At 61.2% G+C, this 21,674-nt stretch carries 26 protein-coding genes; all 26 read left to right on the forward strand.

Annotated features, from left to right (window positions below):
- The first annotated feature begins 6 nt into the window (after nt 1-6).
- On the forward strand, nt 7-426 hold the full coding sequence (locus tag ACROHD_RS04285) for an ASCH domain-containing protein (protein WP_432676119.1): 420 nt from the start codon (nt 7-9) through the stop codon (nt 424-426).
- Entirely contained in the window at nt 426-2,372 is a 1,947-nt protein-coding gene (locus ACROHD_RS04290; protein ID WP_432676228.1) for an ATP-binding protein, read from the forward strand. The genes ACROHD_RS04285 and ACROHD_RS04290 overlap by 1 nt, the downstream gene beginning before the upstream one ends.
- Nucleotides 2,373-2,445: 73 nt before the next feature.
- Complete coding sequence (locus ACROHD_RS04295) at nt 2,446-3,105, forward strand: glutathione S-transferase family protein (RefSeq protein WP_432676120.1); 660 nt, start codon at nt 2,446-2,448, stop codon at nt 3,103-3,105.
- Nucleotides 3,105-3,959: a hydroxymethylglutaryl-CoA lyase gene (locus ACROHD_RS04300; RefSeq protein WP_432676121.1), complete on the forward strand. Its 855-nt coding sequence runs from the start codon at nt 3,105-3,107 to the stop codon at nt 3,957-3,959. The genes ACROHD_RS04295 and ACROHD_RS04300 overlap by 1 nt, the downstream gene beginning before the upstream one ends.
- Before the next feature lie 3 nt (nt 3,960-3,962).
- Nucleotides 3,963-4,745 (forward strand): crotonase/enoyl-CoA hydratase family protein, encoded by a 783-nt coding sequence (locus ACROHD_RS04305; protein ID WP_432676122.1) that lies wholly within the window; start codon nt 3,963-3,965, stop codon nt 4,743-4,745.
- Between the two features lie 61 nt (nt 4,746-4,806).
- A complete protein-coding gene (locus tag ACROHD_RS04310; RefSeq protein WP_432676123.1) occupies nt 4,807-5,601 on the forward strand; it encodes a phytanoyl-CoA dioxygenase family protein in 795 nt (264 codons plus the stop codon).
- A 396-nt stretch (nt 5,602-5,997) separates the two neighbouring features.
- Complete coding sequence (locus tag ACROHD_RS04315; protein ID WP_071688470.1) at nt 5,998-6,363, forward strand: NADH-quinone oxidoreductase subunit A; 366 nt, start codon at nt 5,998-6,000, stop codon at nt 6,361-6,363.
- Nucleotides 6,363-6,887, forward strand: a complete 525-nt coding sequence (locus ACROHD_RS04320; RefSeq protein WP_071688479.1) for a NuoB/complex I 20 kDa subunit family protein — start codon at nt 6,363-6,365, stop codon at nt 6,885-6,887. The genes ACROHD_RS04315 and ACROHD_RS04320 overlap by 1 nt, the downstream gene beginning before the upstream one ends.
- Nucleotides 6,888-6,917: 30 nt before the next feature.
- Nucleotides 6,918-7,532 (forward strand): NADH-quinone oxidoreductase subunit C, encoded by a 615-nt coding sequence (locus tag ACROHD_RS04325; RefSeq protein WP_432676124.1) that lies wholly within the window; start codon nt 6,918-6,920, stop codon nt 7,530-7,532.
- 8 nt (nt 7,533-7,540) lie between these two features.
- Nucleotides 7,541-8,410 (forward strand): sulfotransferase family protein, encoded by an 870-nt coding sequence (locus tag ACROHD_RS04330; protein WP_432676125.1) that lies wholly within the window; start codon nt 7,541-7,543, stop codon nt 8,408-8,410.
- Nucleotides 8,407-9,630, forward strand: coding sequence for an NADH-quinone oxidoreductase subunit D (locus tag ACROHD_RS04335; protein ID WP_432676126.1), 1,224 nt, complete (start codon nt 8,407-8,409; stop codon nt 9,628-9,630). Before ACROHD_RS04330 ends, ACROHD_RS04335 begins: the two co-directional genes overlap by 4 nt.
- Entirely contained in the window at nt 9,627-9,995 is a 369-nt protein-coding gene (locus ACROHD_RS04340; protein ID WP_432676127.1) for a DUF4267 domain-containing protein, read from the forward strand. Before ACROHD_RS04335 ends, ACROHD_RS04340 begins: the two co-directional genes overlap by 4 nt.
- Nucleotides 9,995-11,059 (forward strand): NADH-quinone oxidoreductase subunit NuoE, encoded by a 1,065-nt coding sequence (gene nuoE, locus ACROHD_RS04345; RefSeq protein ID WP_432676128.1) that lies wholly within the window; start codon nt 9,995-9,997, stop codon nt 11,057-11,059. Before ACROHD_RS04340 ends, nuoE begins: the two co-directional genes overlap by 1 nt.
- Nucleotides 11,060-11,191: 132 nt before the next feature.
- Entirely contained in the window at nt 11,192-11,890 is a 699-nt protein-coding gene (locus tag ACROHD_RS04350) for a methyltransferase domain-containing protein (protein WP_432676129.1), read from the forward strand.
- An 80-nt stretch (nt 11,891-11,970) separates the two neighbouring features.
- On the forward strand, nt 11,971-12,669 hold the full coding sequence (locus ACROHD_RS04355) for a helix-hairpin-helix domain-containing protein (RefSeq protein ID WP_432676130.1): 699 nt from the start codon (nt 11,971-11,973) through the stop codon (nt 12,667-12,669).
- 42 nt (nt 12,670-12,711) lie between these two features.
- A complete protein-coding gene (locus tag ACROHD_RS04360; RefSeq protein ID WP_432676132.1) occupies nt 12,712-13,296 on the forward strand; it encodes a helix-hairpin-helix domain-containing protein in 585 nt (194 codons plus the stop codon).
- A gap of 154 nt (nt 13,297-13,450) precedes the next feature.
- Nucleotides 13,451-13,681 carry a DUF5337 domain-containing protein gene (locus ACROHD_RS04365; protein ID WP_127560878.1) on the forward strand — a complete coding sequence of 77 codons (231 nt, stop codon included), beginning with the start codon at nt 13,451-13,453 and terminating at the stop codon, nt 13,679-13,681.
- A gap of 2 nt (nt 13,682-13,683) precedes the next feature.
- Nucleotides 13,684-14,982 carry an NADH-quinone oxidoreductase subunit NuoF gene (gene nuoF / locus ACROHD_RS04370; protein ID WP_432676133.1) on the forward strand — a complete coding sequence of 433 codons (1,299 nt, stop codon included), beginning with the start codon at nt 13,684-13,686 and terminating at the stop codon, nt 14,980-14,982.
- 101 nt (nt 14,983-15,083) lie between these two features.
- Nucleotides 15,084-15,734, forward strand: a complete 651-nt coding sequence (locus ACROHD_RS04375; RefSeq protein ID WP_432676134.1) for a class I SAM-dependent methyltransferase — start codon at nt 15,084-15,086, stop codon at nt 15,732-15,734.
- A 147-nt stretch (nt 15,735-15,881) separates the two neighbouring features.
- The gene (locus tag ACROHD_RS04380; protein ID WP_432676135.1) at nt 15,882-16,454 is read left to right on the forward strand and encodes a hypothetical protein; all 573 of its coding nucleotides are present in this window, start codon (nt 15,882-15,884) and stop codon (nt 16,452-16,454) included.
- A 59-nt stretch (nt 16,455-16,513) separates the two neighbouring features.
- Nucleotides 16,514-16,999 carry a hypothetical protein gene (locus ACROHD_RS04385; RefSeq protein WP_432676136.1) on the forward strand — a complete coding sequence of 162 codons (486 nt, stop codon included), beginning with the start codon at nt 16,514-16,516 and terminating at the stop codon, nt 16,997-16,999.
- Between the two features lie 131 nt (nt 17,000-17,130).
- On the forward strand, nt 17,131-17,424 hold the full coding sequence (locus ACROHD_RS04390) for a hypothetical protein (RefSeq protein ID WP_432676137.1): 294 nt from the start codon (nt 17,131-17,133) through the stop codon (nt 17,422-17,424).
- 150 nt (nt 17,425-17,574) lie between these two features.
- Nucleotides 17,575-17,952 carry a DUF5333 domain-containing protein gene (locus ACROHD_RS04395; protein ID WP_432676138.1) on the forward strand — a complete coding sequence of 126 codons (378 nt, stop codon included), beginning with the start codon at nt 17,575-17,577 and terminating at the stop codon, nt 17,950-17,952.
- A 243-nt stretch (nt 17,953-18,195) separates the two neighbouring features.
- Entirely contained in the window at nt 18,196-20,205 is a 2,010-nt protein-coding gene (gene nuoG, locus ACROHD_RS04400) for an NADH-quinone oxidoreductase subunit NuoG (protein ID WP_432676139.1), read from the forward strand.
- 50 nt (nt 20,206-20,255) lie between these two features.
- The gene (locus ACROHD_RS04405; protein WP_432676229.1) at nt 20,256-20,627 is read left to right on the forward strand and encodes a hypothetical protein; all 372 of its coding nucleotides are present in this window, start codon (nt 20,256-20,258) and stop codon (nt 20,625-20,627) included.
- 6 nt (nt 20,628-20,633) lie between these two features.
- Nucleotides 20,634-21,671 (forward strand): NADH-quinone oxidoreductase subunit NuoH, encoded by a 1,038-nt coding sequence (nuoH, locus tag ACROHD_RS04410; RefSeq protein ID WP_432676140.1) that lies wholly within the window; start codon nt 20,634-20,636, stop codon nt 21,669-21,671.
- Nucleotides 21,672-21,674: the final 3 nt, after the last annotated feature.

Here is a 21,674-nt window from a genome sequence, read left to right on the forward strand (position 1 = left end):
GCCGATATGACCAAGAAAGCCCTGCAAGAGATCATCGACGCAAACCCCGAGGCAGAAACCTTTCGCTTTGGGGACAGCGCCAAGCTTTGTGCCGAGATCCTGTCGCTTGTGCGCGCCGGAAAAAAGACCGCCACCTGCGAGGCGATGCGCGCCTATACGCAAGAAGGCGATGCCCTGCCGGTGGTGGGACGCCGTGACGTTGCCCTGAACTGGGACGGGACGCCCGCCGTTATGCTGGAAACGGTCGAGGTGAAGATCCGCCGCTTCGAAGAGATGGACGAAGAATTCGTGGCCGCGCAAGGCGAATTCCGCGACCTGGCCCACTGGCGCAAGGGGTATCGGGCCTATTTCACCCGCAATGGCGGTTTCTCGGAAGACATGGAAATCATGTGCGAACGGTTCCGCATGGTGGAGGACTACGCATGATGTTCACCAAGATCCTGATTGCCAATCGCGGCGAGATTGCCTGCCGGGTGATAGACACGGCCCGCGCCATGGGGGTGCGGACGGTGGCCGTCTATTCCGACGCCGATGCCGGAGCGCGACATGTGGCGATGGCCGATGAGGCCGTGCATATCGGCGGGCCTGCACCGGCTGACAGCTACCTGAAAGGCGATGTGATCATCTCGGCGGCTCTGGCAACCGGCGCAGAGGCAATTCACCCCGGCTATGGCTTTCTGTCCGAAAACCCCGATTTCGTGGATGCGGTCGAGGCTGTAGGGCTGACCTTTATTGGGCCGTCGGCAGATGCGATCCGCAAGATGGGTCTCAAGGATGCGGCCAAGAAGCTGATGGAGGAGGCGGGCGTTCCCGTCGTGCCGGGCTATCATGGCAACAATCAAGACCCCGAGCACCTGGCGGGCGCGGCCGATGCCATCGGTTACCCGGTGCTGATCAAGGCCGTCGCCGGTGGTGGTGGCAAGGGGATGCGCAAGGTCGACCGGCCCGAGGATTTCATGAACGCGCTTGCCAGTGCCAAGGGTGAGGCGAAGACCGCCTTTGGCAATGACGCGGTGCTGATCGAAAAATATGTCCTGCAACCGCGTCATATAGAGGTGCAGGTGTTTGGCGATGGCACCCGCGCGGTTCACCTTTTTGAACGCGACTGCTCGCTGCAGCGCCGCCATCAGAAGGTGATCGAGGAGGCGCCCGCGCCGGGCATGACCGAAGAGATGCGCGCGGCCATGGGGCAGGCCGGCGTACGCGCTGCCGAGGCCATCGGCTACAAGGGCGCAGGCACAGTTGAATTTATCGTGGATGGCTCCAATGGGCTGCGCCCTGACGGGTTCTGGTTCATGGAAATGAACACGCGCCTTCAGGTGGAGCACCCGGTGACAGAGGCGATTACAGGTGTCGATCTTGTGGAGTGGCAATTGCGCGTTGCGGCGGGCGAAACCCTGCCTAAGCACCAAGACGAGCTGACCATCACCGGCCATGCGTTCGAGGCACGCCTATATGCCGAGGATGTGCCGAAGGGCTTTCTGCCCGCAACTGGCACGCTGGCGCATCTGAAATTCCCCGATGGCGCGCGCTGTGACACTGGTGTGCGGGCGGGCGATACGATCAGCCCCTGGTACGATCCGATGATTTCCAAGGTCATCGTGCATGGCCCCACCCGCGCGGTTGCGCTGAAGCGCCTGGATCAGGCTTTGGCGGGCGCACAGGTTGCGGGCTCGGTGACGAACCTGGCCTTCCTGCGGGCACTGGCGCGGCACGAAGGTTTTGCGGCGGGGGATGTGGATACCGGCCTGATTGATCGTGACCTCGACAGCCTTGCCGCCGATCCGGTGGCCTGTTCGCGGGCGCAGTCGTTGGCCGCGCTGGCGGCGCTTGGGCTGCATCGGGACGGGCCTGCGCTTCAGGGGTTCAGCCTTTGGTCGCCTCTGCGTCAGCGCGTTGTCTTCGACTATCGCGACGAACGGCTGAGTGCGGCTGTGGAAACGCTGGCACCGGGCCGGTTCTGGGTCGAGATCGGGGACGCTGTGCACGAGATCACGCGCCAAGCGGGCCGTTGGAGCGTGGATGGCGCGCCCACGCCCGCCGAGGTTGTGACCCATGCAGCGGGCATCTCGGTGTTCTGGGGCAATGGCTATGGCTTCGATCCTGTGGATCCGCTGGACGTGGAAACCGAGGGTGCGTTGGCGCTTGGCCTGATCGTCGCGCCGATGCCGGGGCTGGTGAAAGCCGTATTCGTGGACGCAGGGCAGGTGGTGGCCGCAGGCGACCGTCTGGCGATTCTGGAAGCGATGAAGATGGAGCACACGTTGACCGCAGGCCGGGATGGCACCGTGGCCGAAGTGCTGGCCAGCGCCGGTCAGCAGGTAGAGGAAGGCGCGGCGCTGATCCGTCTGGAAGACGAGGACGAGACATGAGCGGGGCAAATTTCTTGGAAGAAATTTGGCAAGAATTTTCGAAAATTCTTGTCCCCGGCGGAAAGGTGGCACGATGATCCGGTTGCATCATGTGCCGCAAAGCCGCTCGATGCGAACGCTATGGCTGCTGAATGAACTGGGTGTGCCCTATGAGCTTCAGGTCTGGCCCTTCGACAAGTCACTCCGCTCGGCCGACTTTCTCGCAATGAACCCGGCTGGTCGTGTCCCGGCACTGGAGATCGACGGGGAGTGCTGGTGGGAAACCGGCGCAATCACCGAGCTTCTGTGCGAACGGTTCCCAAAGGCGGGAATGGGCCGTGCGCCTGGCGATCCCGACCGCGCGACGTGGCTGATCTGGGTGCATTTTTCCGAGACGATCAGCCAACATGCCGCAGCCCTGACACAGCAGCATATCGCGCTGTATGACGATTCCATGCGCAGCCCCGTTGTGATGAAGCTGGAAGCCAAGCGGCTGGAAAAGTGCTACGCGGCCATTGAGGCGCGGCTTCAAGGCCGCGATTACCTGCTCGACAGCGGCTTTTCTGCGGCGGATATTTCCGTGGGTCAGGCGCTCTATATGGCGCGCCATTTCGCGCGGCTTGTTCCGTTCCCGGCGCTGTCGGCATGGTATGACCGGATCACCAGTCGCCCTGGGTTCCTGATGTCACGTCCGACAGAGGCGCACCCTAAGTTGTACGAACGTGACTTCTATGAGCCGTGGGAGGCCGTTTGATGCGCGAAGATGTCGAGATTTTCGAGGTCGGTCCACGCGACGGGTTGCAAAACGAGACGCGGCAAATCCCGACTGAAGCGAAGATTGCCCTGATCGACTGTCTCAGCAGGGCGGGTTTCCACCGGATCGAGGTGGCGAGCTTCGTCAGCCCCAAGTGGGTTCCGCAGATGGCGGATTCGGCAGCAATTCTGGCAGGGATCACCCGTGCGCCGGGCATTTCCTATGCGGCGTTGACGCCGAACATGCGGGGCTACGAGGGCGCGAAGGCCGCGAAAGCGGACGAGATCGCCATCTTCGCATCGGCCTCGGAAGGCTTCTCCAAAGCCAATATCAACGCAACGATAGAAGAAAGCATCACCCGCTTCGTGCCGGTGGCGCAGGCGGCCAAGGCCGACGGCATCCCGGTGCGCGGCTACATCTCTTGCGTGACCGACTGCCCGTTCGACGGGCCAACACCGCCCTCGGAGGTGGCCCGCGTGGCCGCCACGCTGCGCAATATCGGCTCTTACGAAATCTCGCTTGGCGACACGATCGGGCAGGGGCGGCCAGAGACAGTGGATGCGATGCTGGCGGCGGTGCTGGAGGAATGCGCGCCGGAAGAACTGGCCGGTCATTTCCATGACACAGCGGGTCGGGCGCTGGCCAATATCGAAGTGTCGTTGGCGCGGGGCTTACGGGTTTTTGATGCCGCTGTCGGCGGGCTTGGTGGCTGTCCATACGCGCCGGGGGCGGAGGGCAATGTCGCCACCGAGGCCGTGGCCGCGCGGGTGGCAGAGCTTGGCTATGAGACCGGGCTCGACATGGATGTGATCGCCGAAGCCGCGCACATGGCGCGCGCGATGCGGAAGGGATGAGAGATGGACACGATTCGGATTGACGTGGACGGTCGCGGGGTCGCCACGCTGACGCTGGCGCGAGAGGACAAGCACAATGCTTTGTCTGCCCGGATGATCGCGGAACTGACCGAGGCGGCAGAGCGGCTTGGGGCTGATCCTGAGGTGCGTGTCGTGGTGCTGACAGGGGCGGGGCGCAGCTTTTGCGCAGGCGGTGATCTTGCCTGGATGAAGGACCAGATGGCCGCTGATGCCGAGACCCGCGGGCGCGAAGCGCGCAACCTGGCCGAAATGCTGGGCGCGCTGGACCGTATGCCCAAGCCGCTGATTGGCCGGGTTCAGGGGCAGGCATTTGGTGGCGGCATCGGCATGATGTCGGTCTGTGATGTAGCCGTGGGCGTTAATGGTGCAAAGTTTGGGCTGACGGAAACCCGGCTGGGGCTGATCCCGGCCACGATCGGGCCCTATGTGGTGGCACGCATGGGCGCAGCCCGAGCGCGGCGGGTGTTCATGTCAGCGCGCATCTTCGACGCGGCCGAAGCGATGGAATTGGGTCTGCTCGCCAAGGTCGTTGCCGCGGACGATCTGGATGCGGCGGTGGAGGCCGAGGTCGCGCCCTATCTGAATTGCGCGCCAGGCGCGGTGGCGAAGGCCAAGGCCCTGGTTGCGGCGCTGGAGCCGCGTGTGAATGATGCCGTGGTGGATATGACCATTGCTGCGCTTGTCGATGCATGGGAGAGCGACGAGGGGCCGGAAGGCGTCGCGGCCTTTTTCGAGAAGCGAAAACCGCACTGGCAGAAGGGCTGAGGGGCTTGCCAAGTTCATTGCACTGACGTTTTCTCAGCGCTGAAACAGGGAGGCATCGGCCATGGGCATTACAGTCACTGACCAGCAGATCGCGGATTTTGCCCGTGATGGTGCGGTTTTCATCAAGGGGCTCTTTGCTGATCATGTGGAAACCCTGCGCGCAGGCGTGGAGCGGAACATGGCGGAGCCAGGGCCTTATGCGGCTGAGAACCTGCTGCCGGGAGAGGGCGGGCGCTTCTTTGACGACTATTGCAACTGGACGCGGATAGCAGAGTTCGAGGAGGTCATTCGCCATTCCGACGCGGCACGGGTGGCGGGTGCACTGATGCGCTCGGATGCGGTTCAGGTGTTCCATGATCATGTGTTGGTGAAGGAGCCGGGAACCTCGAAACCCACGCCCTGGCATCAGGACGGGCCCTATTATTTCGTCGAGGGGGAACAGACCATCAGCTTTTGGTCTCCGCTCGATCCGGTGACTGACGCGACGCTGCGCCTGGTGGCGGGCAGCCACAAGTGGCCCAAGCCGGTATTGCCCACCAGATGGTTGAAAGAAGACGCGTTTTTTCCAGATGAAGGCGCTTATATCCCGGTGCCCGATCCGGATGCGGAGGGTATGACAGTGCTGGAGTGGCAGATGGAACCGGGCGATGCGGTGGCCTTTGACTACCGCACCCTGCATGGTGCGCGTGGCAACACGAGCGACCGCCGCCGTCGGGCGTTTTCGGTGCGATTCCTGGGCGATGATGCAAGGTATGTGGAACGGCCCGGGCGGACCTCGCCGCCGTTTCCTGGGCATGACATGGAGCCTGGGCAGCGATTGCGAGAGGACTGGTTTCCGATCGTCTGGCCACGTTGAGAGGGTTCGCCGCACGCTGCACGCGCGTCGATCCGTGCGGCCCGTTCCGGGCCGTATCAATTTTCTTCCCGGGAAAACTCCACTGTTCAGAACGGGGAGCTGCCCCTGCCGCTGCGCGACTCTCCCGAGGTCTGTCTATTAAGATGAGACCTCGGATTCTGACCAAAACGGGCGATCACGCGCGGCTGGTTGCAGGCGTTCGGGGGCAGGGGTGGGATATATTGCAGGCCCTGCGGTGATTTTTCCTGCCACAAGCCCCCCTGTGGCGCTTTGCTTCGGTTGACCCCCGCGCGGCACGGGCATAAACAGCGAACAGTCCCCGCGCGCAGTCGCGTTTAGCGGGGGATGACCCTGCGCCACACCTGCCGTGGCGCCCGCGAGCCGAAGGAGCCAGCCTTGGAAGACCTGCTCAGGGATTATGCGCCCGTTCTGATCTTTCTCGCCCTTGCCATCGGGCTTGGGATTGTCCTCATCCTTGCCGCCGTCATTCTGGCGGTCCGTAACCCGGACCCCGAAAAGGTGTCGGCCTATGAATGCGGGTTCAACGCCTTCGACGATGCGCGGATGAAATTCGATGTGCGGTTCTACCTCGTGTCGATTCTGTTCATCATCTTCGACCTGGAAATTGCGTTCCTGTTCCCATGGGGCGTGGCCTTCCCGGAAATGTCGATGCTGGGCTTCTGGTCTATGATGATTTTCCTGGCCGTGCTGACCATCGGCTTTGCCTATGAATGGAAGAAGGGGGCCCTCGAATGGGAGTGATGACCAGCGCCAACACCGCCGGTGTGGACAAGGACGTTGCCACCCGCGCCCTGAATGCCGAGCTTCAGGACAAGGGCTTTCTGCTGACCACCGCAGATGACCTGATCAACTGGGCGCGGACCGGCAGCTTGCACTGGATGACTTTTGGTCTCGCCTGCTGCGCGGTCGAGATGATGCATACCTCGATGCCGCGTTATGACGCCGAGCGGTTCGGGATCGCGCCGCGCGCCTCCCCGCGGCAGTCGGACGTGATGATTGTGGCCGGCACGCTGACCAACAAGATGGCGCCCGCTTTGCGCAAGGTCTATGACCAGATGCCAGAGCCGCGCTATGTGATCTCCATGGGATCCTGCGCCAATGGCGGTGGCTATTATCACTACAGCTATTCCGTGGTGCGCGGCTGTGACCGGATCGTACCGGTAGACCTTTACGTTCCCGGCTGCCCGCCGACGGCAGAGGCGCTGCTTTACGGCCTGCTTCAGCTGCAGCGCAAAATCCGCCGCACCGGCACCATTACCCGCTAAGCGCGCCCGCGCTGACCGAGGAGACGACGCATGAGTGAAGACGCCCTTCGCGAACTGGCTGACCTGATCACCCTCAAACAGGGCGACGCGGTTATCGGCACCGAGATCGCCCATGGCGAGTTGACGGTGGAGATTACGCTGGCCTCGATCCCGGCCTTCATGGACTTCCTGAAGACTGACACTGCCTGCCGGTTTTCGACTTTGGTGGACATCACCGCCGTCGACTACCCGTCGCGCGACAAGCGCTTCGACATGGTCTGGCATTTCCTGTCGATGTATCAGAACCACCGCATCCGGGTGAAAACCCAGATCCGCGAGGAAGACATGGTGCCTTCGATCACCGGTGTCTATCCCGCGGCCAACTGGTTCGAGCGGGAAGTGTTCGACATGTATGGTGTGCTGTTTTCCGGCCACCCGGACCTGCGCCGCATCCTGACCGACTATGGCTTCCGCGGCTATCCGCTGCGCAAGGACTTCCCGACCACCGGCTATACCGAACTGCGCTATGACGAGGCGCTGAAGCGCGTGGTCTATGAGCCGGTAAAGCTGGTTCAGGACTATCGCCAGTTCGATTTCATGAGCCCTTGGGAAGGCGCCGAGTACATCTTGCCGGGCGACGAAAAACCCGAGGCCGCGAAAGGCTGATCACGGTCATGGCACAGGCGACACTCCTTTTCGGGATCGGCGCGGCAAAGGCAGGGACGACCTGGCTTTACCGCTATCTTGCCGCGCATCCCGAAGTGCGCCTGCCCGCCGTCAAGGAACTGCATTACTTTGACACCTGCGAAACCGGCAAATTCGACCGGCAGGTGAGCCGCATGACCCGTGAACGCAAGCGCCGCAAGGACCGCCTGCCCACGGGCGACGCGCGTCTGGACAAGCGGCTGCAACGCGAGGTCTGGGCCTATACGGGCTGGCTCAACGTGATCCGCGAAGGGCGGAACGATGCGGGCTATCTGGCGTTTCTGAACCACAATGCAGGCGAGGCGAAGGTGGTGGGCGATATCACCCCGGCCTATGCGACGCTGAGCGAGACCAGCCTGACCCGCATGGCGGCACTGGCCCCGGTCACGCGCTTTGTCTTCCTGATGCGCGACCCGCTGGACCGTCTTTGGTCCAACATCCGCATGGCCGCGACCCGCAAGGGTGGCGATCTGGCTGCGACTGCAGGGGCGCTGCTCGACAAGGTGATTGGCGGCGAGGATCAGACAATGGCGGCGCGCTGCGATTACGCGGGCACACTCGCCCGGCTGAACGCGGCGCTGGACCCGGCCAAGCTGTTCACGGCCTTTTACGAAACCCTCTTCCAGCCCGACACGCTGGCCCGGTTATGCGGCTTTCTCGGCATTGCCGAGCGGCCTGCGAATACCGAGGCGCGGGTTCTGGCGGGGGAAGACTTGCAGATGACCGAGGCGCAGCGCGCCCGCGCGATGGCGTGGCTTGCCCCTCAGTATGATGCGGTGCGCGGGCATATGGGTGCCTTGCCGCAACGCTGGACGGATAACATGGAGGCGCTGGCATGATGGATGGCGGCAAAGGCTTCGAAGACGCTCTGACAGGCGAACAGAAGATCCGGAATTTCAACATCAACTTCGGGCCTCAGCACCCGGCGGCCCACGGCGTGTTGCGTCTGGTGCTGGAGCTGGATGGCGAGATCGTCGAACGCTGCGACCCTCATATCGGGCTGCTGCATCGCGGGACCGAAAAATTGATGGAATCCCGCACCTATCTGCAGAACCTGCCTTACTTTGACCGGCTGGATTATGTGGCGCCGATGAATCAGGAACATGCCTGGTGTCTGGCGATCGAAAAGCTGACCGGTGTGGAAGTGCCCCGCCGTGCCAGCCTGATCCGGGTGCTCTATTCCGAGATCGGTCGGGTGCTGAACCACCTGCTGAACGTCACCACGCAGGCTATGGATGTGGGCGCGCTGACGCCGCCGCTGTGGGGCTTCGAGGAACGCGAGAAGTTGATGGTGTTCTATGAACGGGCCTGTGGCGCGCGTCTGCACGCGGCCTATTTCCGCCCCGGTGGTGTCCATCAGGATCTGCCGCCCGAGCTGATCGACGATATCGAGACCTGGGCGAATGAATTCCCCGCCAAGCTCGACGATATCGACGGGCTGCTGACCGAGAACCGCATCTTCAAACAGCGCAACGCCGATATCGGTGTGGTGAGCGAACAGGAAATCCTCGACTGGGGCTTTTCCGGTGTCATGGTGCGTGGCTCGGGCCTCGCCTGGGATTTGCGCCGCGCGCAGCCTTATGAATGCTACGACGAGTTCGAGTTCCAGATCCCCGTTGGCAAGAACGGCGACTGCTATGACCGCTACCTCGTTCGAATGGAAGAGATGCGCCAGTCGGTGTCGATTATCCATCAGGCGATTGCCAAGCTGCGTGCGCCCGAAGGGCAGGGCGATATTCTTGCCCGCGGCAAGATCACACCGCCCAAGCGGGGCGACATGAAGACCTCGATGGAGGCGCTGATCCACCACTTCAAACTGTATACCGAGGGCTTCCACGTGCCTGCAGGTGAGGTTTACGCGGCGGTTGAGGCCCCCAAGGGCGAGTTCGGCGTCTACCTTGTGGCCGATGGCACCAACAAACCGTACAAGGCCAAGATCCGCGCGCCGGGCTATCTGCACCTGCAAGCGATGGACCATGTCGCGACTGGCCACCAGCTGGCCGACGTGGCCGCCATCATCGGCACCATGGACGTGGTGTTCGGAGAGATTGACCGTTGAGCCTTTCGCTTCTCACGACGATCTGCGGCGGTATCACCGTCCTGATCCTGGCTCTGCTGGCCTGGGCGTTCTGGACCAATCCGGAACGCGGGTTGGAACAGACCACGCACCGTCCTGAGAAGCTGCCAACCGTGATGGCCGACCGCTATACTGCTTTCTCAGTCCTGGCGCTGGTCTTCACGATCTACGGGGATCTCAACGTCCTTATCGCCCTTTTCGCCGTCTGCGCCTTCATGGGCTTTGCCGATGGCCTGATCTACGCCCGCGCCGGGCATCCGCATATGAAACACACGATCTCGGGTGTGCTGTCGACCGTTGCTCTTGGCATCGCCGTATCTGCCCGTTTGACCGAAGGAGCCAGCTAATGCTTCGCCGCCTCTACCATGACCAGCCCGAAAGCTTTGCCTTCACCCCCGCCAACCAGGCCTGGGCCGAGGCGCAGATCACCAAATACCCCGAAGGCCGCGCGCAATCGGCGGTGATCCCCCTGCTGTGGCGGGCTCAGGAACAGGAAGGCTGGCTGACGCGGCCCGCGATCGAAGCGGTGTCCGACATGCTGGGAATGACCTATATCCGCACGCTGGAAGTGGCGACCTTCTATTTCATGTTCCAGTTGCAGCCGGTTGGCGCGATTGCGCATGTGCAGGTTTGCGGTACCACGTCCTGCATGATCTGCGGCGCGGAAGATCTGATTGCAGTGTGTAAGGACAAGATCGCCGCAAATGCGCATGAGCTGTCGGCGGATGGCAATTTCAGCTGGGAAGAGGTGGAATGCCTGGGCGCCTGCGCGAACGCGCCGATGGTGCAGATCGGAAAGGACTACTACGAGGATCTGACGGCTGAGAAATTCGCCTGGATTCTGGACGAACTGGCCGCAGGCCGTGTGCCCACACCTGGCCCGCAGAACGGGCGTTATGCGTCGGAACCGCTGTCTGGTCTGACCTCGCTCAAGGATCATGAGGCCGGACGCGACAGCTTGAACGCTTCCGCCCGCTTGGCCGCCGATATCGGTGATACGGTCAAGCGCATTGATGGCACCGAAGTACCGTTGCTGGCCCCCTGGGGCAAGCAATCGGGCGGCGCCGCTCCCGCCGAGGCTGCGGCCCCCGCCGCAAAGCCCAAGCCTGCGCCTAAGCCAAAAGCAGAGGCCCCCGCACCTGCTCCGGCCCCTGCGGCGGATGTCGCGGAAGTGGAACCTGAATTGCTGAGCGCCCCGCGTGAAGGCCGCGAGGCGGACGATCTGAAAAAGATCTCTGGTGTTGGCCCCAAGTTGGAAGAGCTGCTGAATTCCATGGGCTTCTGGCATTTCGACCAGATTGCTGCTTGGGGTCCGTCCGAAATTGCCTGGGTCGATGCGCGTCTCAAGTTCAAGGGCCGGATCGAGCGCGACAACTGGGTTGCCCAGGCTACGGAGCTGGCTGGCTCCTGAGCGGAGAGGCCAAGCACCCCTGTCTGAAGATAGCACCCCTGCATCCCGTGATGCGGGGGTTTTTCTTGCTTAAGGTGGCGGTGTCCGTAACCTATGCTTGAGTTTGTAGGGTGAGACGCGCCGGAGGCTGACATGATTCATGATTATGACACCATGTTCAAATCCCATGTGGAACAGTCCGAACGGCGTCAGGCTAATGCCGATCTCATGGCAGAGATCCTGTGGGCCTATCTGCAACCCAAGTCGGTCATTGATCTGGGCTGCGGTCTTGGGTTTTTCCTGAGGGCCTGCAAGGCGAAGGGTGCGTCGATCAAGGGCGTGGACGGGGATTGGATTGATCCCGAAGATAGTGTGGTTCCCAAATCGGTGCGTCAGGTCGCTGATCTGAACCGGCCTTACAAGGCCCGCAAGCGCTATGACCTAGCCACCACGATCGAAGTGGCGGAGCATTTGTCGCCCGAGCGATCCGAGGGGTTCGTCGACGATCTTTGCGCCCTATCGGATGTTGTGCTGTTCTCGGCCGGCGTGCCGGGGCAGGGTGGGGCCGGCCATATCAACCTGCGCTTTCAGGGCGAGTGGGCCGAGATGTTCCAGGATCGTGGCTATGCCTGCTACGATCCGATCCGCCGCCGGATCGCATCCTTTGACGCGGTGCTTCCGTGGTTGATGCAGAATGTCCTGCTCTATGTGAAGGATGGCGTCGAGGTCAGTCCGTCCCTTGCAGAACACCGCATCCATCCGCGCGCAGCCTCTTATGTGTGCGACTGGCATTACAACAGACGGATCAAGACGTTTCAGCGTCGCCTACGGGCCGCAAGGAAGAAGACGTAACCTATTTTTTCGAGAAAATCCTTCCCAGATCAGGGGCGGCTGGTGTCTACTTGCCGCGAATGGGAAAAAGGGGAAGTGAAATGTCTGCACAGAATGACAGCACGAACTGCCATACAAACTGCCTGATCGCCGGGATTGTCCTTGGGGTCATTGTGTTCTTGATCCTGAAATTTGCCGCAGGTTGGGGCCTATTGATGGCGCTAATCCTCGGGCTTGTTGTGGCGGTTCTTGGGACGATCGTGCTGAGGATGCTTCTGTGCACAGAGAGCGCGGCAAGCACCCTGGAGGCATCCACGCCCCGCCCAACACCGGCGCCAGCACCTGAACCAGCGCCAGAGCCAGCACCCGAGCCGGTAGTTGCGGAGGAGCCAGAACCTGTCGCTGTCGCGCCAGAACCTGAGCCGGCCGCAGAACCGGAACCCGCAGCGGAGCCGGAACCCGTCGCTGTCGCGCCGGAGCCCGCGCCGGAAGCAGAAGTGGCAGAGCCCGCCGTTGCACAGCCCGTTGCCATGGAAGCTGCACGCGAAGGCGGAGCGGATGATTTGAAGCGGATCAAGGGTGTAGGTCCGAAATTGGAGCAACTGCTGCACTCGCTCGGTATCTATCACTTCGATCAGATTGCCGCTTGGGGGCCTGCCGAAGTGGCCTGGATGGATGACAATCTGCAAGGCTTCCGGGGCCGTGTGACCCGTGATGACTGGGTCGCGCAGGCAGGGCTATTGGCCGCAGGGGAAGAGACAGATTTCTCAAGAAAAGTTGACGAAGGCGATGTATATTGACCTCTGGGAGGATGTGTTTGATCATCCAAGAGGACAACCGACATGAAACTTGCAGAAGACATCTGGCTGGGATCTGTCGCGGCCCGTAACAACCTGATCGCGGCCGCGAACTACTCGGCCGCGTTCTACGGAAATGCTGCGGTGCAGAGCTGGTCTTTGGGCCTGACCGCGCCGCAGGTGTTCTGGTCCGCCATGGCCCGCGCCTTTGACGAAAAGCCAATGAATGCTGATGAGGCGCCGATGGCTGAGGCCCACGTGCTGACCGTGGTGGAGACCGCACCGGAACCCGTAGCGGCGGAACCTGAAGCAGCCGTTGAGCCAGAGCCAGCGCCAGAACCGGCCCCGGTCTCGGTTGATGTTGAAACGGCCCCCGAAGCCCCTCAGGTCGATGCCCCCAACCCGCATTTGCTGGACGCACCGCGCGGGGGCTTGGCTGACGACCTGAAGCTGATCAAGGGCATCGGGGCCAAACTGGAAGCGGGTCTGAATGAGATTGGGATTTACCATTTCGATCAGATCGCCGGGCTGGATGAGGCTGGAATCGACTGGCTGGACGAGCATCTGGCAGGCTTCAAACGCAGCTGTGCGCGCTTTGATCTGGTTACTGGGGCGGGCGAATTCGTCTGACGCCTAGGGCTCTGACCCCAAAAATATGAACGCGCTGGCCCGTCCGGCGCGTTTTTCCGTTCCGGGAGCGTGTTTTGCACTGCGGGACAGTGGACATTCCCCGCCGCTCTGCCGTAAACCGGGCCAAACCGCTAGCGACCCGAGGCCAGGCCCAATGCCCGACGCCCCCCGGACTGTTCCCCCCCAGGCCCGCAAGGCCCGTATCGCTGCCGCTGTGATGGCTGCGACCATGGTTCTGTGGATGGGGGCGCAGCTTCTGGGTGGACAGCTTGGCCTGCCCGTGCGCTATGTGTTTCTGTTCGACCTTGCGGCAATTGCGGCTCTGGTCTGGGCCTTGATCGTGACGTATCAGGTCTGGCAAGCCCGCCGCGCAGAAAGGGACTGAGGATGCTTCAGGACAAAGACCGGATCTTTACCAATATCTACGGCATGCATGACCGCACTCTTGCGGGCGCTCAGGCGCGCGGCCACTGGGATGGCACCAAGGACCTGATCGGTCTGGGCCGCGACAAGATTGTCGAGATCATGAAAGCATCGGGTCTGCGGGGTCGGGGCGGGGCTGGCTTCCCCACCGGTCTGAAATGGTCGTTCATGCCGAAGGAATCGGATGGCCGCCCGTCCTACCTGGTGATCAACGCCGACGAATCCGAGCCGGGCACCTGCAAGGACCGGGAGATCATGCGCAACGATCCCCATACGCTGATCGAGGGCGCGCTGATTGCTTCCTTCGCAATGGGCGCGCATGTCAGCTATATCTACATCCGTGGTGAATATATCCGCGAGCGCGAGGCGCTTCAGGCCGCGATTGACGAGGCCTATGACGCCGGGATGCTTGGCAAAAACGCTGCCGGATCGGGCTGGGATTTCGACCTTTACCTGCATCATGGGGCCGGGGCCTATATCTGCGGTGAAGAAACCGCGCTGATCGAAAGCCTAGAAGGCAAGAAGGGTATGCCCCGGATGAAGCCGCCGTTTCCGGCAGGCGCGGGCCTTTATGGCTGCCCCTCGACCGTGAACAATGTGGAATCCATTGCCGTTGTGCCGACCATCCTGCGCCGGGGCGCGGAGTGGTTCGCGGGCTTTGGCCGTCCGAACAACGCAGGGACGAAGCTCTTTGCGATCTCTGGTCATGTGAACAACCCCTGTGTTGTGGAAGAGGCGATGTCGATCAGCTTTGAAGAGTTGATCGAGAAGCATTGCGGCGGCATTCGCGGTGGCTGGGACAATCTGCTGGCGGTGATCCCCGGCGGCTCCTCGGTTCCTTGTGTGCGCGGCGAGAACATGCGCGATGCGATCATGGATTTCGACTATCTGCGCAACGATCTGCAGTCGGGTCTGGGCACCGCCGCCGTCATCGTCATGGACAAGTCGACCGATATCGTGAAGGCGATCTGGCGGCTGTCGAAGTTCTACAAGCATGAAAGCTGTGGCCAGTGCACGCCGTGCCGCGAAGGTACCGGCTGGATGATGCGCGTCATGGATCGTCTCGTTCGCGGCGAGGCGGAACTGGAAGAGATTGACATGCTATTCCAGGTCACCAAGCAGGTTGAAGGCCACACGATCTGCGCCCTTGGCGACGCTGCGGCATGGCCGATCCAGGGCCTGATCCGTAACTTCCGCGACGAGATCGAGGACCGGATCAAGGCACAGAAAGCCGGTCGGGCCAGCGCGGTCGCGGCGGAGTAACCGGATTGTCTGTTCTCCATCGGATCCAGGGTTTGTTTTGGGGCAAGTCGGTCGGAATTGAAGGAATGGCCTATGAGGGCTCCGTTCCGGCTGCTTCTGACATGTCCGGGGATCTTGAAAGGTTTTTCTGGTCGAACGACGGTCCGATCGTTCACAAGTGGCTGCACTATTTCCCCATCTACGAGCGGTATTTCGGGGCCTTTAAGGGAAAGCCTGTCCGGTTTCTCGAAATTGGCGTATCCAAGGGCGGCTCCCTTGACATGTGGCGCAGCTATTTCGGCCCGGAGGCGGTGATCTTCGGGATAGATATTGATCCGAATTGTGCCGAGTTCGACGGCCGCAGCGGCGCTGTCAGAATAGGATCGCAGGACGATCCGGAGTTTCTTGCAAAGGTCGTTGAAGAAATGGGCGGGCTGGATCTCGTCCTTGACGACGGTAGCCACCATTCGCGTCATATCCGCAAGTCGCTCGATACACTCTTTCCCCTGCTGTCTGACGGGGGAGTATATATGATCGAGGATCTGCACGCAGCATATTGGCCGAGCTTCGGTGGCGGATACCGTCGCCCCTCCAGTTTCATGGAGGTGGTGAAAGTCATGATTGATGACATGCACCATTGGTATCACAGCCGAGGCGAGAAGGTGCAGGCAACGGCCGGGGGCCTGTCCGGGCTGCATGTTCACGACTCCATTACTGTGCTGGAAAAACAAGCACTGTCGCGCCCGGCTCATGCGCAGCGTGGGCGGAACTAAGCCAGATACTTCTCCAAGTCGCGGGGGAGGCGCCGTCGGATTTGGTGCATCTGCGTCGCCAATGGGCGCGGCTTGAACCCTTACTAACCCTTCGTCAAAATTTCTGTATAAGCTTATTGTCGTGATTTCAATGACGGAGACGATTTTATGAGATCTATTGTTTTTGCCTTGGGCGTTTCGCTCACGTTCTCTGGCATGGCCCAAGCCCAAAGCCTTGAGGACCTGATTGCTGGCGAGATGATTTTCTCGCTGGAGGAATACGGAGATCTGGTGCGCACCAATTTCCGCGCGTCTGCTTCGGGGCATTCGAACGGGATCGCCTATACACTGACTGGCGAGCGGGGGTCGTCCATCTTCACCGGCTATTCCAATGACTGGGAAGATCAGGAGTTCAACGACCTTCCCATGCCGCATGATGCGATCCATATCGGTAGCAATTTCACTCTGACCTTCGATGAACCGGTACAGGCGCTGCTGGTCGCAACCGCCAATGATAATAATACCGGGGATGGATTCGATTTCTCCATGACGCCGCTTGAGACCGTCGATATCGAGATGCAGGGCACGTTCATGCGCAGCCTCGATCCGCGCGGCACGCTGGCGTTGTTCGTTTTGGTGGAACCCGCCGAGGTTTGGGAAAGCATATCCGAGGACGCGATCTCCGACGGGATCGACCTTGCCTTTTTCGCCTATCCGGTCTGGCCTCTGGTTATGGAGTGAGTTTCAAGTCGCTGCAGAGCTTGTTACGCTCGGAACGATGATAGACCGGGGCGAACGCAATGACGGAAAAGCCTGACACAACGCCGAGTAAGGGATGGCTGACGCGGGAACGCAACGGAATTGCCTCCTTCGCGGACCTGACACGCATCCTTTTGGCGGTGATCGCCGGGCTTGTCGCGTTTTGGCAATTCAATCAGCAATGGCAGATCGAGAATGAGCGTGGCGCCCGGGCCGCCTATCGCGAGTTCCTGATCATCTCGATGAACAACCCCGAGATGTCGCGGCCTGACTTGCTGGAGCGGGACGCGACCCCGATCGAGAACGAGCGCTATTTCTGGTACGTCAACCTGATGAGCCAGACCTTCGAAGAGGTCTTTGCCCATGTCCCGGAGGTCGACGCATGGGTCGCCATCGCGGAAATCCAGATCGCGTATCACTGCGGGTTCTATCTGGGCGATGATTATGATCCGGCGCTTTATTCTTCGCGCTTCAGGGAAACGGTGGATCGGATCATTGATGAGGATCCCCTTGGATTCTGTTACTGACCTGTGTCCTCAAGCCCATGATGCTTTGGGCGGCCCCGTTGAAAGCATTGATGAATCCTATGCAAAAGGGTAGAGTGTCGCCAAATGAGCACCCGAAAACGGGGCGAGTGGTTTCCTCTGTGGAGGCGGCAGTGACAGATCAACGCGCATATGACGGCGGCAGGCCGGTTTTGGTGGGTGTCTACCGGGTATGGGTGGTCGCCGTTTTCGTATGCTTTGCAGCGCTTGGCATTTGGCTGGGATACACATGGGGGATCGGCGGATCGATCCTTGGCACCGTGATCGGGGCTATGCTTGCGGGCATGGTGATGATGGTGCTCAACACCCCAGAAAAGCTGGAAGCGGCGATTTACACGACACTTGGGATCAGCTTTGTCGGATTGGTGATTTACCTCATCATTGCCTATTGGGGTGTTCGGCTCTGACATTCGGAAACCGGCGGGAACGGGCCGATTCAAGTGCATAGCAGGCGCCTGTTATTGAATGTCAGGCCCCGCTGCCCCCATCTTGTCCACGGTTCCAGACTCACTTGCTAAGGATTTACACGAATGCATCGACTGTTCCCGGTTTTTTTGATGGCCCTATTTGCGGCCCAACCGGCACTTGCCGACCAATGGGATGCACTCAGAGAAGATGAACGGGTGCATAACGGGCTGCTGGTGGTCACCATCGGCGCACATATCCAGGACACTTGCCCTGACATCGAGGCAAGAACCATAGCCTCTACATCCTTTATGCTTGGATTGGCGCATCACGCGATGTCGCTTGGCTACAGCCGGGATGAGATTCGGCAATATATCGACGACGAGGACGAGAGAGAGCGGTACTTCTCGCTCGCGCGCGCCTACTTTGCGCAACGCGGCGTTCATTCCGAAGATGACGTCGAAGGCGCCTGCCGTGTCGGACGTCAGGAGATCGCTGATCGCACGACGGTTGGCAGGCTATTGCACTAGTCAATTTTTCGATAAAATTCGAACCAATTCACCATGCCCGCCCCCAAAAGGCGGGCATGTGCGCATTAGGCGCGGAAATATACCGGTGCAATCCGAGTTATCCGCTTGAAAAATGCTGCCATCACGTTGCAAAAGCTGGCCAATCGCGGCACTAGGGTGGCACGGCAATTTTCCGCGTGAATCCGGGCGGGGCTTGCGGTAGACACGCCGCCAACCGGAGCAAGCGACGCGCAAGGGTGAAGCATGACCGATCTACGCAAAATCATCATCGACGACAAAGAGATCGAGGTGGATCCTGCGATGACGTTGATCCAGGCCTGTGAAGAGGCCGGGGTCGAGGTTCCGCGGTTCTGCTATCACGAACGTCTGTCGATCGCCGGCAACTGCCGTATGTGCCTGGTCGAGGTTGTTGGCGGCCCGCCAAAGCCCGCCGCCTCCTGTGCCATGCAGGTCCGTGACCTTCGCCCCGGGCCGGAAGGCCAACCGCCGATGGTGAAAACCAATTCCCCCATGGTCAAGAAGGCCCGCGAAGGGGTGATGGAGTTCCTTTTGATCAACCACCCGCTGGATTGCCCGATCTGCGACCAGGGTGGCGAATGCGACCTTCAGGATCAGGCGATGGCCTATGGCGTCGATTTCAGCCGCTACCGCGAACCCAAGCGCGCAAGCGAGGAACTGAACCTCGGCCCGCTGGTGTCCACCGCGATGACCCGCTGCATTTCCTGCACCCGCTGCGTGCGCTTCACGACCGAGGTCGCGGGCATCTGGCAGATGGGTCAGACCGGGCGCGGGGAAGATTCGGAAATCACCAGCTACCTGAACGAAACGCTCGATTCGAACCTTCAGGGCAATATCATCGATCTTTGCCCGGTTGGCGCGCTGACTTCCAAGCCTTACGCCTTCACCGCCCGTCCGTGGGAACTGACCAAGACCGAGACCATCGACGTGATGGACGCGCTTGGATCGAATATCCGCGTGGATACCAAAGGGCGTGAAGTGAAGCGCATCCTGCCTCGCAACCATGACGGCGTGAATGAGGAATGGATTTCCGATAAAACCCGTTTCGTGTGGGACGGCTTGCGCCGTCAGCGTCTGGACACGCCCTATATCCGTGAAAACGGCAAACTGCGCAAAGCCAGCTGGCCCGAGGCGCTTGGCGCGGCCGCTGCCGCCATGAAGGGCAAGAAGGTTGCTGGCCTTGTCGGTGATCTGGCACCGGTCGAAGCGGCCTACGCCCTCAAACAGCTGATCGAAGGGCAAGGCGGCAACGTTGAATGCCGCACCGATGGCGCGAAACTGCCCGCTGGCAACCGTGGCGCTTATGTGGGCACCGCGATGGTCGAGGATATCGACAGCGCCAAGACAATCCTGCTGATTGGCACCAACCCGCGGGATGAGGCGCCGGTTCTGAACGCCCGGATTCGCAAGGCGTGGATCAATGGCGCACGGATCGGGCTGATCGGCCCCAAGGCCGACCTGACCTATGACTACTACCATTTCGGCGCGTCCCGGAAGGCGCTGACCGATCTGGTCGCCAAGGTGGAAGCCAAACCGGGCACGATCGTGATCGTCGGCCAGGGCGCGCTGCGCGAAGCCGATGGCGAAGCGGTTCTGAGCCAGGCGCTGGCCTATGTCGAAGGCTGCGGCGCGAAGCTGATGGTGCTGCACACAGCCGCGTCGCGTGTTGGCGCTATGGATGTGGGTGCTGTGACAGAGGGCGGAATGCCGGCGGCCATCGACGGAGCAGAGGTGATCTACAACCTCGGCGCGGATGAGGTGGAAATCGCTGACGGCCCCTTCGTGATCTATCAGGGCAGCCATGGCGATCGGGGCGCGCATCGCGCCGACGTGATCCTGCCGGGCGCGGCCTACACCGAAGAAAACGGCCTGTTCGTGAACACCGAAGGCCGCCCGCAACTGGCCATTCGTGCTGGGTTTGCGCCGGGTGACGCCAAGGAAAACTGGGCGATCCTGCGCGCGTTGTCGGCGGAATTGGGTGCGGCGCTGCCCTACGACTCGCTGGCGCAGCTGCGCAACGCGATGGTCGGTGCGGTTCCGCATCTGGCAATGATCGACGAGGTTCCGGTGAACGACATCGCTCCGCTAGAGCTGCGCGCACCGGCCGAGGCCGATTTCGTACCTGCCGTGAAGGATTTCTATCTGACCAACCCGATTGCCCGCGCATCGGCCGTGATGGCTGAACTCAGCGCGATGGCAAAGGCGCGGTCCGAGGCCGCGATCGCGGCGGAGTAATCGAGGTGCCGGGCGGCCAAACGCTCCGGCCCTTCGTGGGTGGTGGTGCCATGATGCTGGTGCTGGCGGGCTGTACGCCCGATCCGGCGGTTCAGCAGAACCGGCATCCGTCACTGTTTGAGTATCTGGGGGTCGAGACCCGGCTCCTGGATGATGATCTGGTTAACTTCCGCGTTGAAATGCGCGGTGCAAGGGGGCGCGAGGACGTGGCGGCATATGCCGAATGTGCAGCAGCTCAGTACACGCTGATCCGGGGCTACGGATTTGCGCGACATGTCCGCACAAATGTGCAGGAAGAGGCTGGCCTTTGGCACGCAGATGCGGTTTACACCGTGTCACCGGCGCTCCCGCGGGGGGTGCAGACGATAGACGCCGAAGTGGTGGTCGCCGACTGCGCCGAGCAAGGCATACCGACGGTGTGAGGACAGATGGCTGAATTCTTTACAACCACTCCCGGCATCGCGCTGATTATTATCGCGCAGTGTCTTGCGGTGATCGCATTCGTGATGATCTCGCTTCTCTTCCTAGTCTATGGCGACCGGAAGATCTGGGCCGCAGTACAAATGCGGCGCGGCCCCAACGTGGTGGGGGTCTTCGGGCTGCTCCAGTCGGTTGCAGACGCACTGAAATACGTCATCAAAGAAGTGGTGATCCCGGCAGGCGCTGACAAGCCTGTCTTCATCCTGGCGCCGATGACCAGCTTCGTGCTGGCCATGATTGCCTGGGCGGTGATCCCCTTCAACGATGGCTGGGTTCTGGCGGATCTGAACGTCGCTATCCTCTATGTCTTCGCCGTCTCCTCTCTGGAGGTGTATGGCGTGATCATGGGTGGGTGGGCGTCCAACTCCAAGTATCCTTTCCTCGGCTCGCTCCGGTCGGCCGCGCAGATGATCTCTTACGAGGTCTCGATTGGCCTCATCATCATCGGTGTCGTGATCTCGACCGGATCGCTGAACTTCGGCGATATCGTGCGCGCGCAGGATGGGTCTTACGGCTTCTTCAGCTGGTACTGGCTGCCGCATCTCCCGATGGTGTTCCTGTTCTTCATCTCGGCGCTTGCCGAGACCAACCGCCCGCCCTTCGACCTGCCAGAGGCGGAATCGGAACTGGTTGCGGGCTACCAGGTGGAATATTCGTCAACGCCCTTCCTGCTGTTCATGGCCGGCGAATACATTGCCATCTTCCTGATGTGCGCGCTTGTCACGCTGCTGTTCTTCGGCGGCTGGCTGTCCCCCATTCCGGGCCTGCCCGATGGCGTGCTGTGGATGGTCGGCAAGATGGCGTTCTTCTTCTTCATCTTCGCCATGGTGAAGGCAATCACGCCCCGCTACCGCTATGACCAACTGATGCGCATCGGCTGGAAAGTGTTCCTGCCCATGTCGCTTGGCTGGGTGGTGATCGTGGCCTTCCTGGCGAAATTCGAACTCTTCGGCGGCGCCTATGCCCGCTGGATGATCGGGGGCTGATCC

It is taken from the genome of Nioella aestuarii (assembly GCF_050896395.1).
Lineage (GTDB): Bacteria > Pseudomonadota > Alphaproteobacteria > Rhodobacterales > Rhodobacteraceae > Nioella > Nioella aestuarii.

Coding starts and splice junctions, on each gene's coding strand:
- ACROHD_RS04285 (WP_432676119.1), top strand. CDS start 7: ATGACCAAGAAAGCCCTGCAAGAGATCATCGACGCAAACCCCGAGGCA.
- ACROHD_RS04290 (WP_432676228.1), top strand. CDS start 426: ATGTTCACCAAGATCCTGATTGCCAATCGCGGCGAGATTGCCTGCCGG.
- ACROHD_RS04295 (WP_432676120.1), top strand. CDS start 2,446: ATGATCCGGTTGCATCATGTGCCGCAAAGCCGCTCGATGCGAACGCTA.
- ACROHD_RS04300 (WP_432676121.1), top strand. CDS start 3,105: ATGCGCGAAGATGTCGAGATTTTCGAGGTCGGTCCACGCGACGGGTTG.
- ACROHD_RS04305 (WP_432676122.1), top strand. CDS start 3,963: ATGGACACGATTCGGATTGACGTGGACGGTCGCGGGGTCGCCACGCTG.
- ACROHD_RS04310 (WP_432676123.1), top strand. CDS start 4,807: ATGGGCATTACAGTCACTGACCAGCAGATCGCGGATTTTGCCCGTGAT.
- ACROHD_RS04320 (WP_071688479.1), top strand. CDS start 6,363: ATGACCAGCGCCAACACCGCCGGTGTGGACAAGGACGTTGCCACCCGC.
- ACROHD_RS04325 (WP_432676124.1), top strand. CDS start 6,918: ATGAGTGAAGACGCCCTTCGCGAACTGGCTGACCTGATCACCCTCAAA.
- ACROHD_RS04330 (WP_432676125.1), top strand. CDS start 7,541: ATGGCACAGGCGACACTCCTTTTCGGGATCGGCGCGGCAAAGGCAGGG.
- ACROHD_RS04335 (WP_432676126.1), top strand. CDS start 8,407: ATGATGGATGGCGGCAAAGGCTTCGAAGACGCTCTGACAGGCGAACAG.
- nuoE (WP_432676128.1), top strand. CDS start 9,995: ATGCTTCGCCGCCTCTACCATGACCAGCCCGAAAGCTTTGCCTTCACC.
- ACROHD_RS04350 (WP_432676129.1), top strand. CDS start 11,192: ATGATTCATGATTATGACACCATGTTCAAATCCCATGTGGAACAGTCC.
- ACROHD_RS04355 (WP_432676130.1), top strand. CDS start 11,971: ATGTCTGCACAGAATGACAGCACGAACTGCCATACAAACTGCCTGATC.
- ACROHD_RS04360 (WP_432676132.1), top strand. CDS start 12,712: ATGAAACTTGCAGAAGACATCTGGCTGGGATCTGTCGCGGCCCGTAAC.
- ACROHD_RS04365 (WP_127560878.1), top strand. CDS start 13,451: ATGCCCGACGCCCCCCGGACTGTTCCCCCCCAGGCCCGCAAGGCCCGT.
- nuoF (WP_432676133.1), top strand. CDS start 13,684: ATGCTTCAGGACAAAGACCGGATCTTTACCAATATCTACGGCATGCAT.
- ACROHD_RS04375 (WP_432676134.1), top strand. CDS start 15,084: ATGTCCGGGGATCTTGAAAGGTTTTTCTGGTCGAACGACGGTCCGATC.
- ACROHD_RS04380 (WP_432676135.1), top strand. CDS start 15,882: ATGAGATCTATTGTTTTTGCCTTGGGCGTTTCGCTCACGTTCTCTGGC.
- ACROHD_RS04385 (WP_432676136.1), top strand. CDS start 16,514: ATGACGGAAAAGCCTGACACAACGCCGAGTAAGGGATGGCTGACGCGG.
- ACROHD_RS04395 (WP_432676138.1), top strand. CDS start 17,575: ATGGCCCTATTTGCGGCCCAACCGGCACTTGCCGACCAATGGGATGCA.
- nuoG (WP_432676139.1), top strand. CDS start 18,196: ATGACCGATCTACGCAAAATCATCATCGACGACAAAGAGATCGAGGTG.
- ACROHD_RS04405 (WP_432676229.1), top strand. CDS start 20,256: ATGATGCTGGTGCTGGCGGGCTGTACGCCCGATCCGGCGGTTCAGCAG.
- nuoH (WP_432676140.1), top strand. CDS start 20,634: ATGGCTGAATTCTTTACAACCACTCCCGGCATCGCGCTGATTATTATC.